Raw genomic sequence first — 18,450 nt, forward strand, 5'->3', positions numbered from 1 at the left:
CCATTCTACCACTATTAGGTAGATTAGTCAGCCCTTTCGGAAAAAAAATCCAAACAATTTTTGTCGGTTTCTCCTTGTTTGTACGTGTTTTCCATGAATAACCTCGCCATTGGTCATAATTTGCTGAGCATTGCCGCAAACATAGTCGCGCAGCTCAGGGCCTAGTTCTTTCTCCATAACCACATAAGCAGCGTTTAATCCAAATGGACGATGAACACTGTCATGTGCATCAGAGGCCAATACATGTACTGCATTTCTACGGCATAGCTCCAGTGACAGCTTCTGAAGCTTATTCCCGAAAACGCCTGCAAGACTCTGTGCGGTTACCTGCCCTAGTGATCCTAGCTCTATCAATCTCTCTAGTTTAGAAGGATCAGCAGCTATTTCAGCATTGCGTTCCGGATGAGCGATGACCGGAACGAAACCTTGAATGATCAGCTCGTGGCAGATTTCTTCCATGTTACGTGGTACTCGTGATGAAGGCATTTCCAGTAAAATATACCGCGAATCTGCAAGACTCAGCAATTCCCCCCGCTCCAGATCATTCAGCAGATCACCGTAGATACGGATCTCTTGACCTGGAAGAACAAGCAGTGGATTACCAGCCTGACGAAGTCTTTCGTTCATCAGCTCCACAGCTTCTCTAATCTTGGGGGCGTTATTCATATATTGACCGTTGGCGTGATGTGGCGTGGCGATGACTGAAGTAATCCCTTCTCTGTGGGCGTCTTGCGCCATGGCAAGAGCGGCTTCCCAATCAGAGGCTCCGTCATCCAAAAAGGGTAAGATGTGGCAATGAATATCTATCATATGTTATCTATCGGTCCTTTTCCATAGAAATTTTAGTTTTAAACAAAAAAATACAACCATTCGTACTAGGAATGGTTGCTTGATTGTAAATGAGTTCTTATCTTACGCTTCGGTTGAATCCTCTTGCTGAGATTCATTTGCTATCATTTCAGCATCCTCTGAATCCGGAGATTCATTCTCAGAAGGGCGAATATACCCATCGATTAAGCCCCAAAGCTCGTCTTTGCCGAGACCAATTTCCGAGGAAAATGGAATAAAATTATCCCCTGGCAGCACGCCCAGCTCCTGCTTCATGGTCTTGATATGCTTTTGCCAGCGCGTCTTCGGAATTTTATCCGCTTTGGTCGCTACAACACACATTGGAAGATCGTAATGCTTCAACCAGTCGAACATCATCTTATCATTGCTGGTAGGTGAATGCCGCAGGTCCACAATAAGCAGAACAAGCTTCAACGTATCGCGCTCAGAGAGGTATTTTTCAACCATTTTACCCCATACCGCGCGTTGCGTCTTGGAAACCTTGGCATACCCGTAACCTGGAAAGTCAACAAAATACATGCTGTCTTCATTGATACGGTAATAGTTCATGTGTTGTGTCTTACCAGGCGTGGAGCTTGTCCGAGCCAGATTCTTACGGTTAATCATTCGGTTAATGAGGGAAGACTTCCCCACATTGGAACGCCCTGCCAGAGCAACCTCTGGCAAGGAATCATCAGGGTACTGATCAGGGCCAACGGCACTGATAATAAATTCGGCAATATTAACTTTCATAGGACTTCCTTTCTAATGCACACTACTCGGTGGCTCACTGCTAATTTCATTATGATGCTCAACTAACGCATGATGCAAGACCTGATCCATATTAGATACTGGTACGAACTCAACATCATTACGTACGCTCTCAGGAATATCTTTCAAATCCCGTTCATTGTCTTTGGGAAGAAGGATCTTTTTATATCCAGCTCGGTGAGCCGCAAGGGATTTCTCTTTCAATCCACCAATTGGCAGTACACGTCCCCGCAAGGTGATTTCACCTGTCATCGCCACATCCTTCGAAACATAACGTTTCGTGAGCGCGGAGATCAATGCGGTTGCAATCGTAATCCCTGCAGACGGACCATCCTTCGGAATTGCACCTTCCGGAATATGGATATGAATATCAATCTTCTCATAAAAATCGGGCTGGAGGCCCAGCTCCTCCGCCTTCGAACGAGTATAGCTGAATGCGGCCTGTGCCGACTCTTTCATTACGTCGCCAAGCTGTCCGGTAAGGGTTAGTTTACCTGTTCCCTGCACAACCGTAACTTCGATCAGCAATGTATCACCGCCAACCTCAGTCCAAGCCAGCCCAGTGACCGTACCGATCTGATCTTCAAGCTCGGCCATACCGTAACGATATTTGGAAGCCCCAAGATAATCCTTGATGTCGTCAGGAAGAATGACCACTTTCTCTTTTTCCTCAGACACGATTTGTTTCGCAGCTTTGCGGCATAATGCTGCAATCTGCTGTTCCAAATTACGAACACCGGATTCACGGGTATATTCGCGGACAATGCGTAATAAACTATCGTCTTCGATAATCAGTTGATCTTCTGCAAGACCGTGGTTTTTCTTCTGCTTAGGCAATAGATAACGGCTGCCGATTTGCAGTTTCTCCAGTTCCGTATATCCCGGAATGAACAACATTTCCATTCGATCCAGCAAAGGACGCGGAATATTATGCACTACGTTGGCTGTTGTTACAAACATTACGTTCGACAAGTCGAACGGCAGCTCTACAAAATGATCACTAAACGTGTTGTTTTGTTCTGGATCCAACACCTCAAGCAGCGCTGAAGATGGATCTCCACGGAAATCCGCAGCCATCTTATCGATTTCATCCAATAGGATAACCGGATTAATCGTACCCGCCGTCTTCATGCCTTGGATAATCCGGCCCGGCATCGCACCTACATAAGTCCGTCGATGACCTCGAATCTCCGCCTCATCACGTACACCGCCTAGCGAGATACGGACGAACTTGCGGTTGAGCGAGCGGGCGATGGAACGAGCCAGTGAGGTTTTCCCCACCCCTGGAGGACCTACAAGACATAAAATCGGACCCTTAAGCTTCTTAACCAACTGCTGAACGGCCAAATATTCCAATACCCGTTCCTTCGGTTTTTCCAAACCGTAGTGATCCTCATCAAGTACCTGCTCGGCCTTTTTGATGTCAAGATCATCCTCTGTCTGTTCACTCCAAGGGAGACTGAGCAGCCAATCTACATAGTTGCGAATAACGCCGCCTTCCGCAGAGCTGACTGGCATTTTTTCCAGACGGTCGATTTCTTTCTCCATCTTTTCTTTCACGCGTTCCGGAACATTTTTCTCTTCCATTAGCGTCCGCAGCTCTTCCGCTTCTCCTACCCGGCCTTCCTTCTCACCGAGTTCTTTCTGGATCGCTTTCATTTGCTCACGCAAATAATATTCCTTCTGCGTCTTTTCCATCTGCTTTTTGACACGTTGATTGATCTTACGTTCAAGCTCCAGCACTTCACGCTCATTATTAAGAATATCAAGAAGCTTCTCCAGCCGTTTACTGACATCAATTGTCTCGAGAATTTCTTGCTTATCCTTAATTTTTAGCGATAAATGACTCGTAATGACATCCGCAAGTCGACCAGGCTCTTCTATATCGGATACAGCAGCGAGGGTCTCTGGGGTCACTTTTTTGGATAACGTAATATAGTGTTCGAACTGATTGAGTACTGTACGCATCAGCGCGTCACATTCTTGATCGCTATCTTCATCTTCCGGCAGCTCACGCGCCATAACCTCATAGTACTCATCATTATCGATATAATTAATAATTTCGGCCCGTTCTACACCTTCAACCAGTACACGTATCGTACCGTTTGGAAGCTTCAGCATTTGCCGCACATTGGCAACAGTACCGACCCGAAAAATATCGTCCTGACCTGGCTCTTCAATATTCACTTCCGACTGGGAACAAAGAAGAATCAAATTATCTTCAACCATAGCTTTCTCTAACGCCCGAACTGACTTCTCACGGCCCACATCCAAGTGAAGAACCATGCTTGGGTACACAAGAAGCCCTCTTAGCGGCAATAAAGGAAAACGACGACCTTTTGTTTTATTTGTCATCATCGCTTTCGCACCTCCCATGGCTCTCAATTAATCTCATATGCATTCATTCTAACAAAAGCAGCCCCAAAACACCAACAGAGTCCTTAGATTTCAAGAAGAACCGACTTGCTTTTCCTTAAATAGAGACAACCTTTCTTGTAGCATTTAAAAAGGAAGCAGCAGAATTGCCTGCAGCCTCCTTTATTTTACAGCGACAAATCTCACCTTATTCTTCGAATTAGGGATCAATTTAGTTTAACCCTTTGCAGATTCACCAGCCGCATCGGCCTTCAGGAGTGAAGGTGCAGCGGAGAACAGCTCTCCAGCAACTGCAGGCAACCTTACATCTGCTGTATCGGCACCAAACAGATGACGGAACACCTCTTCTACTGTTTCCATTGGAATAACGCGTAATGGCGCGAGGTCAGCGAAGAGAGACTGCCAGTTTTCTTTTGGAATAAGCACTGTAGTGGCACCAGCTTGAAAAGCAGCTTCTACTTTGGCAATTACACCGCCCACTGGCTTAACTCGACCATGGATGCCTATCTCACCTGTGATCGCTACCGTGTTATCCACGGGAAGTCCACGAATAGCGGAGACAATTGCTACTGCCATCGCAACTCCAGCAGAAGGTCCGTCAATCGGTGTACCCCCTGGGAAATTCACATGTAGATCATAACGATCGGGCTCCAGATTCATCGTACGTAGTACAGTCAATACATTCTCAACCGAACCCTTTGCCATACTTTTTCGCCGAATCGTGCGGGAGCCTCCACCGATCTCTTCTTCATCCACCACACCGGTTACGTTCAGTCTGCCTTGGCCGTTCACAGCAGGCGCTGCGGAAACTTCGATTTCGAGCAGAGTCCCCATCCCCGGCCCATACACGGCAAGACCATTGACTAATCCAATCTGCGGTGCCGAAGGAATCTTGCGTTCCGTACGCAGCGGAAGCTGGCTACTACCTGCTACCCATTCTACATCAGCAGCATTTAGTGTATCTCTCTGCTCTGTTAAGGCTAACCCAGCAGCCAGTTGAATCATATTAACTGCTTCCCGGCCGTTGGTTGCATACTGTTGCACCACAGTGACTGCTTCCGGACTTGGTTTAAGCCCAATTTTCTGTATCGCGTCACGCGCGATGACGGCAATCTCATCCGGCAGCAGCGGGCGGAAATAAATCTCCATGCAGCGCGAACGCAGCGCAGGTGAAATCTCATCCGGAGAGCGCGTAGTAGCGCCAACTAGCCGGAAATCAGCAGGCAATCCATTTTGAAAAATATCATGAATATAAGCCGGAGTATTATTATCCTCCGAATTATAATAAGCGCTCTCTAGCAGGACCTTCCGGTCTTCAAGCACTTTAAGCAGCTTATTCATCTGAATAGGGTGAAGCTCTCCTATCTCATCCAGAAAAAGAATCCCGCCATGCGCCTTAGTGACCGCGCCCGGTTTCGGCTGTGGCACACCCGCCACACCCATGGCCCCTGCACCTTGATAAATAGGATCATGCACAGAGCCGATCAACGGGTCAGCAATACCACGCTCATCAAAACGAGCGGTAGTGGCGTCAATCTCTGTGAATTTGGCGTCACTTTTAAAAGGAGAAAGCACATTCTTTTTCGCCTCTTCCATGACAACACGCGCTGCCGCAGTCTTGCCCACTCCCGGCGGACCATAAATAATCACATGCTGCGGATTAGCGCTGCAAAGTGCGGCTTTCAGGGCGCGCAGCCCATCTTTTTGCCCGACAATATCTCCAATAGAAGCCGGACGTGTTTTCTCCGACAATGGTTTAGTTAATGTAATCATCCGCATTTTCCGTAACTTGTCCAGTTCCTTGCGCGACTCTCGTTCTACCGCTGTCTTATTTGTCTTCTGACCCCGCAGCAGATTCCAAAAGTATACGCCGATAACCAGCGCGAAAAAGAGCTGCACGATCATCACAACTATACTTAATTCCATAGGTCATCCTCCTGTTTCGTTCAGTCTACCTTTCCACCCTTGGCTACTATTAGGTAGTATAGCCGTTTCGGTAATTAGTAAACGCGAATTTGAGGATTTGTTGAATTGTTGCAGTAGGATAGACTCTGATAATTAACTATAAGGGCATTAATGAGTATGGGGAGTACGAATGTAGCTTAGATAATATTAAAAAAAGGAGATTGTTGAGGAGGTTGGAGAGGAAGGAATGCGGAGGAGTGAGGAGTTATACTCAACATTTTTGACGCCGATTCCCCTCTTCACAGGGGTAAGCCAACCTTTTTCACAGAGATTCTTTAGCATCATGCGTACTGTTTTGGGATCTAGCGTGAAATAATCAGCGACTTCTTTAGGGCGTATCACCCCAGCTTGACGCACCACTAAACGCATGATTTCCTTCTCAGCGATTAGCAGTCTGCCACGCGGTGCATCTACAATTTGGTAGCGGCTTAGCGCCAAACGCAGCAGTGTAACACATAACTCAGGGCGCTGTTCAACATCATCATAGGCAAATGAAATTACTTGATAACCCATTCCGTACAGAAAAGTTTCACGATTTAGCTCATTACAATACTTCAGCCTATCCATGTCTCTTACATGAGCTGCATACCCTTTGATCTCAAACAAGAGCTTGATCGGCCCCGGCAAAAAAGCAAAATCAGCAAAATAAGCTCGTCTTTGTAAATCCAGCACCTCATACTCCGGATGAAGATTATTGAAATCACCACGAAGCGGCCACCAGACATTCTGCAAAAATAATTTCTCGGCGTGGCCATGACCTCTCTCCAGCCTTCCCCGCCGTTCGCCCGTTCTGCTTGCAAGATGATGCGCAATAAATTTTTCATGGGCTTGTTCATAGTTCATGTTTACTCATTCCTTCCTCCAAAATAGGAAATAAACGCAAAAAAAAACGCCCCATGAGCCCCGGATATACCGGAACTGCACAGGACGTTCTTCGCCACTTAGATCACTACTTACCTAACGTCGCCCAAAATTACTATACGATGCTAAGAAGTGTTTATAATATTATGAGATTGAAAATTTCTTTATAAATACCATTCAAACCAAGTTACTTCGATTGCACCGGAGGTGCAAGGTTAGCGTGGGCGCGGCCTGGGATTTCGCCCGTTGCCTCGTAAGCCACCACAATCGCATCAATTTCCTTCTTCAGCTCGTTCACGAGTTCAGCTTCAGGCACTTTACGGATCATTTGTCCGTAGCGGAAAAGCAAACCTTCCCCACGAGCGCCAGCAATACCGATATCTGCTTCACGTGCTTCACCAGGACCGTTAACAGCACAGCCAAGGACAGAAACTTTAATAGGCACCTTAAGCTTCGAAATGTATTCTTCCACCTCATTAGCGATGGAGAAAAGATCGATATCCAGTCGGCCGCAAGTTGGACATGAGATCAGCGTCGCCGCGTTAGAGATCAGACCAAACGTCTTCAGCAGCTCACGCGCCACCTTAACCTCTTCAACTGGATCGGCACTAAGCGAGATACGCAGTGTGCTGCCGATGCCCATAGAGAGCAGTGCACCAATACCTGCGGAGCTCTTCACTGTACCAGCAAACAATGTGCCAGATTCTGTAATCCCCAAGTGCAGTGGATAAGGGATGACTTCCGCAGCCTGACGGTAAGCTTCGATGGCCATTGGCACATCGGATGCTTTTAGAGAAACGATAATGTCGTGGAAATCCAGTTCCTCCAGAATACCAATATGGTATAACGCACTTTCTACCATAGCTTCTGGGGTTGGGTATCCGTATTTTTCCAAAAGGTGATTCTCCAAAGAACCGGCGTTTACACCAATCCGAATCGGAATTCCTTTTTCTTTACATGCTTTAACTACCGCTTCTACCTTTTCGCGACGACCAATGTTCCCCGGATTAATCCGTACCTTATCGATGCCGTTCTCGATAGCCATCAACGCTAGCTTATAGTTGAAATGAATATCCGCTACGAGTGGGATATGAATCTGTTTCTTGATCTCCTTGATTGCGGCAGCCGCCTCTTCATTGTTGACAGTTACGCGTACTAGCTGGCAGCCTGCTTCCTCAAGCCGCAATATTTCAGCTACAGTAGCCTCCACATCAGCGGTTTTGGTTGTACACATGCTTTGAATCGCAACCTCGTTGTTTCCCCCAATAATGAGCCCGCCAACATTGACAGGACGGGTTTGGTGTCTCAAGAACATGATTTTTCTCCCCCATAACGCCAAAGCTCCACCCCTTCGCTCCCGCTAATGTGAAGCGGGATAAGCGGAAGAAAGGTGGAGACTGTGACATGTATTGTTAAGGAAAAGCGGCTTACGCGCTTTCCTCTTTCTTCTTGTCTTTCTTAAGGTTGAGCTCAGGCAAAGCTTTCTCCTGAACGACCTGTTCCGTGATCACACAATCCTTAATATCATCGCGTGAAGGAACTTCATACATCACATCGAGCATGATACTCTCAATAATCGCGCGCAGTCCACGGGCTCCCGTATTACGTTTGATCGCTTCCTTGGCAATTGCTTCGAGTGCCAATGGTTCGAACTTCAACGCTACGTTGTCCATTTCCAGCAGCTTAATATATTGTTTAGTGAGTGCATTCTTAGGCTCGGAAAGGATACGTACAAGCGTATTCTCATCAAGCGGCTCCAAAGTCGAGATGACTGGCAGACGGCCTACAAACTCAGGAATAAGACCGAATTTGAGCAAATCTTCAGGCAATACCATCGACAAATATTCGCCAGGCTTAAGATCCTTTTGTCCTTCAACTGCTGCGTTGAAGCCAATGATTTTTTTACCGATACGGCGTTTAATCATTTGCTCCAGACCGTCAAAGGCACCGCCAACGATGAACAGGATGTTCGTCGTGTCGATCTGAATAAACTCCTGGTGAGGATGCTTACGTCCGCCCTGCGGAGGCACAGAAGCAACAGTTCCTTCCAGAATCTTCAGAAGCGCTTGCTGTACACCTTCGCCGGAAACGTCACGAGTAATGGACGGATTCTCGGATTTACGTGCTACTTTATCAATTTCATCAATATAGATAATGCCGCGTTCGGCTTTCTCCACATCGTAATCTGCAGCTTGAATGAGTTTGAGCAGAATGTTCTCAACATCCTCGCCAACATAACCAGCTTCCGTTAAGGAAGTAGCGTCTGCAATAGCAAAAGGAACGTTGATAATCTTCGCCATCGTTTGTGCTAACAAGGTTTTACCAGAACCTGTTGGACCGAGCAAAAGGATATTACTCTTCGTCAGCTCAACATCTTCGATCTTGCTTTGGCTGTTCACGCGCTTGTAGTGGTTATAAACCGCTACAGAAAGAGATTTCTTCGCTTGCTCTTGACCGATTACATATTGATCCAAAATATCACGAATTTCCTTTGGTTTTGGAATGTCCTTCAGATCAAGCTCTTCCTCATGACCGAGCTCTTCTTCCACAATTTCCGTGCAAAGCTCGATACATTCGTCACATATATAAACGCCCGGTCCTGCTACAAGCTTACGAACCTGCTCTTGTGATTTACCGCAAAAAGAACATTTCAATTGCCCTTTTTCATCATTAAATTTAAACATCTAACCACCCCTTTAAGATTTCATCGGTGAAGAAAGAACCTGGTCAATAAGCCCATATTCCTTGGCTTCTTCCGCGCTCATGAAGTTATCGCGGTCTGTGTCCCGTTCGATTTTTTCAAGGGGCTGACCTGTGCGATCTACATAAATTTGATTCAGCTTCTGTCTCGTCTTGAGGATCCAGTCAGTGTGAATCCAAATATCAGACGCTTGACCTTGAACACCGCCGAGCGGTTGATGAATCATAACTTCGCTGTTGGTCAGCGCATATCTTTTGCCCGGAGCCCCAGCTGTTAGAAGGAGCGATCCCATGCTTGCTGCCATCCCTACACAAATGGTTGAAACATCCGGTTTGATATATTGCATCGTATCGTATATACCCATGCCGGCTGTTACTGAACCACCGGGTGAGTTGAGGTACAAGTGAATGTCCTTCTCGGGATCATCTGCTGCCAAAAACAGCAATTGAGCAATAACCAGATTGGCGACATCATCGTCAATCGCACTGCTTAAGAAAATGATGCGATCCTTGAGCAATCTGGAATAGATATCGTACGAACGTTCTCCACGACTTGTTGATTCCACAACCATTGGTACCAGACTCATGCCACCAACCTCTTTTCTCTGTACAGATTAGTCTTATCGTTTCAGAAATATTTTAACACGTTCACGGCGCGATGTCATTTTTTCACTACAGTGGACAGTCCGCTGCTTGTGAATTGTGACGTTACCGCCCCTATTACCTTATTGCCATACGTTCATACGGATACCTATGTAGTCACATATATTTGCGGCCGAGGATAAAAATAAGGCACGTAACGAAACTTACGTGCCTTATCATATCTGTATGGAGGCCGTGTAACTGGCCGTTCTAGGTAGTGTCAAGCTAAAACGCCTTCGGCGTCCTTTTAAGGACGGTAAGCGTTTATGCGAGAATTATAAGAATAAAGTATAAAGTGAAACTTATACCTTCTTATAATTTTAAAATATCCTACTCAGCTTTAGTGTCTTCAGCAGCTGGTGCTTCTTCTGCTGCTTCAACTTCTACACTATTGCTAACAAGGAAATCAATGGTTTTACGCAACGAAAGCTCTTCGCTCAAGCTGCCCAGTGAACCGTTAGCTGCCAAGATGCTGCGGATTTCTTCTGGAGTACGTTTGTAAGCTTCAGCCATAGTAGCCAACTCTTCGTTAACTTCTTCTTCGGAAACTTCAATGTTCTCTTGTTTTGCGATAACTTCCAATACCAGGTTGTTGCGAACGCGTTTTTCAGCATCGCCTTTCATTTGGTTCTGCAAGTCTTCACGAGTTTGGCCGGAGAAGCTAAGGAACATATCCATGTTCATGCCTTGTTGACGAAGACGAGTGTCGAAGTCACGAACCATATTCTCAACTTCACTGTTGATCATAGCTTCAGGGATTTCAACTTCAGCGTTAGCTGCTGCTTTATCAACAACTGCATTCTCACGAAGGCCTTTCAGTTCTTCCTCTTTACGGGATTCGAGTTGAGCCTTCAAATCTGCTTTGTACTCATCCAAAGTTTCGAATTCACTTACATCTTTAGCGAACTCATCATCCAATGCAGGAAGTTGTTTGCGTTTGATTTCGTGCAGCTTCACTTTGAATACTGCTTTTTTACCCGCAAGGTTCTCTGCATGGTATTCATCAGGGAAAGTAACTTCAACATCTTTGAAATCTCCAGTAGCCATTCCTACCACTTGCTCTTCGAATCCTGGAATGAAGGAGTTGCTGCCAAGCTCAAGAGAGTGACGTTCAGCTTTTCCGCCTTCAAACGGTACATCATCAACATATCCGTCAAAATCGATTACAGCGATGTCGCCGTTAGCTGCTGCTTCTTCTTCAACTACTACAAGCTCAGCATGACGTTCTTGCAGACGAGCAAGTTCAGCACTCAACTCTTCTTCAGTCACTTCAGCTTTTTGTACTGGAACTTCCAGACCTTTGTAATCGCCGAGCTTCACTTCAGGTTTAACCGTGATCTTCGCTTTGAAGATAAAGGATTGGCCTTTAGCAAATTGCTCAATATCAACTTCAGGACGGTCTACAGGGAAGATGTCAGTTTGTTCAACTGCTTCACCGTAAGCTTCAGGAAGAAGAATGTCGATTGCATCTTGGTACAAGCTTTCTACACCAAAACGGGATTCAAAGATCGGCCGAGGTACTTTACCTTTACGGAAGCCTGGTACGTTAGCTTTTTTAACGACTTTGTTAAAAGCTTTATCAAGTGCTGCTGTTACGCGTTCTGCGTCTACTTCTACTTCAAGAACTCCAAGGTTCTTCTCTATTTTTTCCCATGTTGCTTTCATATTATACTTTTCCCTCCAAAATATAGGTTCACAAGTTTACTTCAAATAATGATACAATCCACGCACAGAATAACCATTATATTATATACAACATTACTTTATTTATCAAGTAGAGAAGTCTTTACAAAACCCTTGAGAGCACGATAAGCTCCCTCAAATTGAAAGCGCATGCCGTCTGTGATGCCATACATTCCACGTGTCTCTTCCTCTTGTCGGGAGCCGTTTAAACTCTCAGAAACAAATTGGTGCAACGCTCCTGCCCAAATATCCAGCAAAACGTCTTCGCCTTCCAGCAATTTCCGATATTCATCCGACCCATAAATCGACATGATGAACTGGCCCCAGAGCTCTTGTGCAAAATAATACAGCGTAGGCTCATGCACCTCGGCCTGCCCGGCTACCCGCTCCAGCACATGACTCACCTGCGGAGGAAAATCCTCCGTCTGCAGTGGCACGCTCTCGATCTCTACAAGTACCTTTTCATGTCCGCGAATCAGCTTCACTGTTCCCTGCATCCCACGCCGCTTAAGCGTCTGCAAGGTCCGAAATTGCAGCAGTGGATGAACATTATCCCCCTGTAGCCAAGTGGTCAGCTCCTCGTCAACGCCGCCACCTTCTAGATAGGATAGCTGCTCTAGTGCAAGTATTGTCGCCTCAGACAGAGGCTCGTTCATCACCCGCTGCAGCAGCTTTTTGGGATACCCCGTATCCTCGTTCATTTTAGATTTGGCCAAAAAGCGGGCCATATCCTCTTCCCTTAAATCTTCGTCTTCGGGGTGAACAGCTCCCTCCGCATCTCCATTCTGGGACGCGTAAGGAAATGCCGTTTCGAGCCATTCCAGCAGGGACCGCCATTCCTCGTAATTTCGCTCTTCCTGTCCTTGACACTGCAGCAAAAAACGAAGCAGCTCCATCGCTTCCCCGTAGCGTTCACTTTCCAGCATCACCGTCAGCTGGATTTGATAATAGTCCAGTGTCTTGGGGAAAAGGACGATATTCTCTTTGGTGGCGGGGGAATCCGAATGTTTAATGAGGGCACCTCCTTATGTCTACTTATGTGAATGGAATCCTAACCATTATAAAAGTTATTAATACCTTAAGCTTCTTCCGAAACTTAATAATTGTAGATTATAGCATACCCCGTACTCTTTTTAAAAAACAGCTTGAAAAAAAACACCCCATATGATATGATAATCCCTGCTTGCTTTTCTGCCAGCAACCATGTCCCGGTAGCTCAGCTGGATAGAGCATGCGCCTTCTAAGCGCACGGTCGGGGGTTCGAATCCCTTCCGGGACGTCATATAGAAACAGCCTTCCTTCGGGAAGGCTGTTTCTGTGTTCAGGGGAGGGGTTGGGCGGAGCTCAGGGAGTCACTGGGACGAATAGACGACTGAATGACTGAGCTTAAAGATTCGCGGCTCTGGATTAGTTGAGTCTCAGGGGTTCATGGAGTTCGGATTCGAAGCTCAGAGCCTGATGAAAACTTAGCCTCGTCGGAGCTCAGGATCCGATAGAGCTTAGCATTCGAAGCTTAGAATTCAGTGAAAACCCATGCCTCGTCGGGCTAGAGTCGATGGAGCTTAACTTTTGATGCTCGCTCGGACTTGGTCACCCTTAGAACTCATTGGGGCTCAGGGTTCTGTGAAGCTTAGCAATCGTTGATCAGTTTTTATGAGTCAGTTCCACATCATCCCCCGCCGCATTAGAACATTACGGCTAATTTTCCGGAGAAACGCCGCTACATGCTATCTAATTGCATTTTCTGCAACTAAAAGTACCCTTTTACCTCCAAAACTCGCTTTAATTGCAATTCATACACTTATATTCTCAGATTTACGCCTAGAATGGCCTTTTCACCATTTTTAACTGCACAAAGTGCAATTAAACCCAAACAAACCTATCCCCCTTAAAAATAAGTGCATAAAGTGCAATTAAAAACCACTCTTATCACCATTACTCACTCACCACTCATCACTCTCTACTCATTACTCACCACTCATCGCTCACTACTCACTACTCACTACTCACTACTCACTACTCACTACTCACCACTCACTACTCACTACTCACCACTCACCACTCATCGACTATTAATCTTCAAATTCCCATTTCTGATTTTTAAATATGGGGATTTTTTCAGTTTTTTATAAGCTAAGCGTGGCCAATCCAATTACTCAAAAGACACGCGCATTAGTAATTTTATCGAAGGATGAGAGTACCTTTGCTTATTTAATCGGGAATAAAAAAACTGTTCACGGCGATTTCTCGCCGAGAGACAGTTTTTTATGCATGTCTTCCTATATTAGCGGAATCAGCGCCCTTTGCGACGATTTCCGAGCCAGAGCGGAAAACGGAAGGCAAAGTTAATAAACAGAACTACAAATACGAGTACGGCTGCTGATTTGTCAGCGATTTGCCGCGCATCTTCTACAATTGCTTCAGATTGTACATACCATAGATGCACTGCTAGGGTTTCTCCCGGCGAGAACAGATTAAAGTCCCACATTTCGCCCGAGGTACTGAGGCCTGCGGTAAGGATAATAACCGCAGACTCCCCGAAGGCGCGCCCAGCAACGAGACAAATCCCAGTAACAATGGCTGACATTGCAACGGGTAGAACTACTGTGCGGATCACATGGAATTTAGTCATGCCCAGTGCATATCCAGCTTCACGCATCTCCCCAGGAACAGCACGAACCGCTTCCTCCGTCACACGTGCAAGCATAGGCAGATTCAAAAGCGCCAAGCTTACCCCACCGCCAAGAATCGTCAGGCCGATTCCAAAATATTCAGCAAATATCGCAAGTCCAAGCATACCAAATACAATTGAAGGAACCGAAGAGAGAGCTTCTACACATATACGCAGGCCGCCTGTAAAAGCATTATCCGGAGCATACTCCGCCATATAAATCCCCGCACCTAAACCGATAGGGACGGAAATAAGCAGCGAGATGAACAAAATATAAAAAGAGTTGAAAAGTACAGGACCGATCCCGCCACCTACGTCAATCTCTTCAGGCTGTTTAATCAGGAAGTCAGGCCGCAGCGCTGGCAGACCTTTACTAAGAATCGTGAAGAGCAGCCAGAAGATTAGCAGCATGACTAAAGCCCCAAGCGTATAAAACCCAATAGTCGCGAGCTTATTGCGTCTCTGAGCACGCGCTGTATGCTTTGTACTTGCGAATCCGTTCACGCTGCATCCCTCCTTTTTCTACCCAGCACGCGGATGATCAGAATCAGTACAAATGAGATCACCAGCAGAAGAAAGGCCATCATATGTAGGGCATAATTCCAGGTTGACTCAAACTCTACATTCGAGATTTGCATAACGATGTTACTAGTCAAGACCGAGGCAGGTGTAAATAAGGTTTTTGCCAACTGTGGTGTGTTTCCGATAACCATAACTACAGCCATTGTCTCCCCCACAGCACGAGTCATCCCGAGAATGACCGCGGAGATAATTCCTCTGCTAGCAGCAGGCAAAACAACACGCATAATAACTTGCAAACGGGTAGATCCAAGAGCGTACGCAGCATCCCGATATTTGCGTGGAACAGCGACAATAGCATCATCACTGATTCGGCAAATTGTTGGCAGGACCATTAATGCGAGCACGAGGGCCGCAGCCAGTAATCCATCGCCCAAGCTCTCCCCACTAACTCTACGCAGAAAAGGAAGTAATACCGTTAAGCCTAAATAACCATATACTATAGAAGGAATACCAACGAGCAAATCGAGCACCGGGCGAATGAAGGTCTTCATCCACTTTGGAGCAATTTCCGCACAGAGCACGGCCATACCCACAGAAATAGGTACTGCGATCAGCAGGGTCAAAGCCGTCAGTGAAAGTGTATTTACAATGAAGGCAGCAGCCCCAAAGGAGTCCTCTTCAGGCGTCCAGTTAAAAGAAAAGAAAAAGTCCGCAGGCGAGAGATGACCAAACAGAAGCAGCGCCGTTTTGCCGATAAATAGAATTACAAGTCCAAGCACGAAGCAAAGTGCAAGAATGCTGAATAAGAAATAAAAGCGGAATAATCGGTTGCTAAACATATGTCTACTGTGACGTTTGGAGTTGGCGCTAACTTCTGTAACGCCCTCCTTAACCTTAGTTGCCAGGTTGTGGACTGGTGCCCCCATACTTTCCCTCCTGTAAGCGGCCAACCCCGTATCAAAATCGGGGCTGGCCGCTGTTACCGTTCAATATGACCTTCAGATGTTATTAACCCTTCATTGCTGCGATCGGAATGAATTTAAGCTTTTTCAGAGAACCTTGTTGGAACTTTTTGCTTTGTACGTATTCGATAAATTCTTTAGTTGCACCAGTAGGTTGGCCTTTAGTCATGTAGTAACCATAAGCCCAAATCTTATAAGAACCGTTAATTACGTTGTCTGTAGTAGCTGCGATACCGTTGTGTTTCACTGCTTTTACGTCGCCACTTACATAAACAAGGTCGATATAACCGATGGAGTTAGGAGTTGTTCCTACTGCTGTTTTCATGTCGCCGGATGAACCTGTTTCTTTGTAGTTCTTAGCTTTTTTAACGATATCTCCGCCATCCAAGGCTTTAGCTTGATAGTTAACGCGGGTACCAGAACCGAATGAGCGAGTGATGACAACGATATCTGCATCTGCGCCGCCTACTTCTTTCCAGTTGGTGATTTTGCCAGCGAAAATGCCTTTAAGTTGTTCTGTTGTAAGGTTATCTACACCCACATTTTTGTTTACGATCGTTGCAAAAGGAATGACAGCCACTTTGTTCGCTACCTGTCCGTCAAAAGCTTTGAAGCCTGGTACGTCGATGCTAGCATCCCAGTCGCAAGCGCCGATATCAGCGATGCCTTTTTTCACAGCTTGTGGTCCAGTTACAGAACCTTTACCAGATGCTGCGATTTTCACTTTAGGGTGCAGCTTTTGGAATTCTTTTGCCGCTTGCAAGGTCAATGGAAGAAGTGCGGTTGAACCGTTAACGGTGATTTTGCCACTAAGTGAATCTGCTGCTGCTGCAATCCCTGCAAAAGATGCGGTTACCGCGATTACGGCTGTTAAAGCCGTTACTGTTAATTTCTTGAAGATTTTCATTGTACTATTTTCTCCTCTCGGCTCTAGGCCGTTAAAATATGTTTGGAATAATAATTATTTAGTCAGTTGCAGCCCTTTACCGTCTTGGATAACCCATACGCTGTCGCCACTCACAATCGCAAGCTTGCATCCGTCTTTAGATACAGATACTTCAGATACATCTTCAGTCGTACGGAACAGTTCGGTCTTTGCACCACTACCATCGATAGAATAGATCACTGTGCTTCCGTCTGCCGTAGTACCTGCCACTACCAAACCATTGCTAACGCCAGTGGACCAATTCACTTCGATATCAAGTGCAATATTAGTGCTGGTTGCGTCCGCTTTTACAAGCTTCAGGGTATTCTTCGCATTGCCGTCTGCATCTGCGCTCAGGTATGCCACATTTCCATCAGCCAAAATCTCTGGGTAAAGCTTGTTATCCGCTGTGGTTGTTAATGCAGCTGGTTTAGCATCTTTTGTAGCCAGATCAAGCTTGTAAAGCTGCTCTCCTGCCGAGCTAAAGTCTACCGTAAGAGAATCTTCTGTGCTGTCTGCATCATTTTTTGCAACACCCGTCAAATTAACGATATAAACGGCGCTTTTTTCGTCAGCAGAAATGCGCAGTTCGGATTTATTCTCAACCTTGTCAGCCAAAACGGATTTAACATCACCAGTCTCTACTGAGATTTTAGCGATTTTTTCTTGCTTGTCTCCTTGGATGAAATAAATGCTTTTCCCATCTTTGGACCAAACCAGATCTGTCTTCACGCTATTGTCGGTGCCTAGTGTTTTAACAGCTCCGCTAGACAAGTTAATCAGATTCAGCAAACCTTTCTCATCATTAAAAGCTCCCCACTGTTGATCCGGCGATACTGCAAAGTCCACCGCACTGTCATTTGACGAAAACACTTCATAGTTACCTGGTTCTGTACTGAATTTGATAAGCTGAGTAGTTTCAGCATCACCTTTGTTCGCAATCAGGTTACCAGCTGCTGTCCAGTGCAAAGTATCAAACAATCCTTCCGGACGTGCAAAGCTCAAAATCGTGCTAGCATCAGCATCCAGCTCTCCACCTAATGCAATAACTAACTTAGTCAGCTCTACATAGGTTTTACCGTTATAAAACACTGGAGCCACTGTGAACGATTCGGAATTACCATCTACTTGATAGCTCTTTGAGCCTGTTTTGAGTTGCACATTATGTAGTCCTTTGCTGTCGTTAAGTTCAAACCCGCTTGTTCCCAGTACTACCTTAGCCCCAATTTCACCAGCTACCTGAGTCAGCGAGTAAAGCTTGTAACCACTACTGTTAATGGTGTTAAACACAATCGGCGTTCCGTTTACATTCCAAGTAGTTGTACCTTCTTTAACTGCTGTAACAGCAGCGACTTGATTGGTAGCTACAGATTTTACATTACTGCCGGTGCTAGCTGCAGATACACTTCCAACGCCTACTGTTGCAAGAAGTGCTGAAGCCAACGTTGCGCTAATCCATTTACTGTTTTTCAATTAGATTCACCCTTTTCGTATAGGTAACTGCTAATGTCATTTTCGTCTACAATTGTCAATTCTGTTGCAGA

Annotated in this window: 14 protein-coding genes and 1 tRNA gene; 1 reads left to right on the forward strand and 14 read right to left on the reverse strand. The window is 45.9% G+C overall.

Translation table 11 applies throughout. The annotated features are described in order from the left end of the window. Window positions 1–27: 27 nt before the first annotated feature. The 10 genes from NST58_RS26420 to NST58_RS26465 all read right to left on the reverse strand — a co-directional run bounded on the left by NST58_RS26420 (window position 28) and on the right by NST58_RS26465 (window position 12,752). Window positions 28–810 carry a CpsB/CapC family capsule biosynthesis tyrosine phosphatase gene (locus NST58_RS26420; RefSeq protein ID WP_076277510.1) on the reverse strand — a complete coding sequence of 261 codons (783 nt, stop codon included), beginning with the start codon at window positions 808–810 and terminating at the stop codon, window positions 28–30. Window positions 811–912: 102 nt separating this feature from the next. After that, window positions 913–1,581, reverse strand: coding sequence for a ribosome biogenesis GTP-binding protein YihA/YsxC (gene yihA / locus NST58_RS26425; RefSeq protein WP_076277511.1), 669 nt, complete (start codon window positions 1,579–1,581; stop codon window positions 913–915). Window positions 1,582–1,593: 12 nt separating this feature from the next. Then, window positions 1,594–3,957, reverse strand: coding sequence for an endopeptidase La (gene lon, locus NST58_RS26430; RefSeq protein WP_076129428.1), 2,364 nt, complete (start codon window positions 3,955–3,957; stop codon window positions 1,594–1,596). Window positions 3,958–4,191: 234 nt separating this feature from the next. Continuing rightward, window positions 4,192–5,901, reverse strand: coding sequence for an ATP-dependent protease LonB (gene lonB / locus NST58_RS26435; protein ID WP_038573063.1), 1,710 nt, complete (start codon window positions 5,899–5,901; stop codon window positions 4,192–4,194). 186 nt (window positions 5,902–6,087) lie between these two features. Then, a complete protein-coding gene (locus NST58_RS26440) occupies window positions 6,088–6,783 on the reverse strand; it encodes a BlaI/MecI/CopY family transcriptional regulator (RefSeq protein ID WP_339244686.1) in 696 nt (231 codons plus the stop codon). Window positions 6,784–6,988: 205 nt separating this feature from the next. Then, on the reverse strand, window positions 6,989–8,116 hold the full coding sequence (ispG, locus tag NST58_RS26445) for a flavodoxin-dependent (E)-4-hydroxy-3-methylbut-2-enyl-diphosphate synthase (RefSeq protein ID WP_036685055.1): 1,128 nt from the start codon (window positions 8,114–8,116) through the stop codon (window positions 6,989–6,991). 112 nt (window positions 8,117–8,228) lie between these two features. Beyond that, window positions 8,229–9,485, reverse strand: coding sequence for an ATP-dependent protease ATP-binding subunit ClpX (clpX, locus tag NST58_RS26450; protein WP_036685052.1), 1,257 nt, complete (start codon window positions 9,483–9,485; stop codon window positions 8,229–8,231). 12 nt (window positions 9,486–9,497) lie between these two features. Beyond that, complete coding sequence (gene clpP, locus NST58_RS26455) at window positions 9,498–10,088, reverse strand: ATP-dependent Clp endopeptidase proteolytic subunit ClpP (protein WP_076129430.1); 591 nt, start codon at window positions 10,086–10,088, stop codon at window positions 9,498–9,500. 385 nt (window positions 10,089–10,473) lie between these two features. Beyond that, window positions 10,474–11,808 carry a trigger factor gene (tig, locus tag NST58_RS26460; RefSeq protein ID WP_076186119.1) on the reverse strand — a complete coding sequence of 445 codons (1,335 nt, stop codon included), beginning with the start codon at window positions 11,806–11,808 and terminating at the stop codon, window positions 10,474–10,476. Window positions 11,809–11,906: 98 nt separating this feature from the next. After that, on the reverse strand, window positions 11,907–12,752 hold the full coding sequence (locus tag NST58_RS26465) for a hypothetical protein (protein ID WP_036685042.1): 846 nt from the start codon (window positions 12,750–12,752) through the stop codon (window positions 11,907–11,909). A gap of 279 nt (window positions 12,753–13,031) precedes the next feature. On the opposite strand from NST58_RS26465, the gene NST58_RS26470 reads away from it, so the two are divergent. Beyond that, window positions 13,032–13,105 (forward strand) — tRNA-Arg (locus tag NST58_RS26470). A gap of 1,014 nt (window positions 13,106–14,119) precedes the next feature. Here NST58_RS26470 and pstA read toward each other — a convergent pair. The 4 genes from pstA to NST58_RS26490 all read right to left on the reverse strand — a co-directional run bounded on the left by pstA (window position 14,120) and on the right by NST58_RS26490 (window position 18,379). Then, window positions 14,120–15,001: a phosphate ABC transporter permease PstA gene (pstA, locus tag NST58_RS26475; protein WP_036685040.1), complete on the reverse strand. Its 882-nt coding sequence runs from the start codon at window positions 14,999–15,001 to the stop codon at window positions 14,120–14,122. Then, window positions 14,998–15,945, reverse strand: a complete 948-nt coding sequence (gene pstC, locus NST58_RS26480) for a phosphate ABC transporter permease subunit PstC (protein WP_036685038.1) — start codon at window positions 15,943–15,945, stop codon at window positions 14,998–15,000. Before pstC ends, pstA begins: the two co-directional genes overlap by 4 nt. Before the next feature lie 82 nt (window positions 15,946–16,027). Continuing rightward, window positions 16,028–16,888: a phosphate ABC transporter substrate-binding protein gene (locus NST58_RS26485; RefSeq protein WP_038573065.1), complete on the reverse strand. Its 861-nt coding sequence runs from the start codon at window positions 16,886–16,888 to the stop codon at window positions 16,028–16,030. Window positions 16,889–16,942: 54 nt separating this feature from the next. After that, window positions 16,943–18,379 (reverse strand): stalk domain-containing protein, encoded by a 1,437-nt coding sequence (locus NST58_RS26490; protein ID WP_339244690.1) that lies wholly within the window; start codon window positions 18,377–18,379, stop codon window positions 16,943–16,945. Window positions 18,380–18,450: the final 71 nt, after the last annotated feature.

The sequence above is a fragment of the Paenibacillus sp. FSL R10-2796 genome, assembly GCF_037965315.1.
GTDB classification, from domain to species: domain Bacteria; phylum Bacillota; class Bacilli; order Paenibacillales; family Paenibacillaceae; genus Paenibacillus_AQ; species Paenibacillus_AQ odorifer.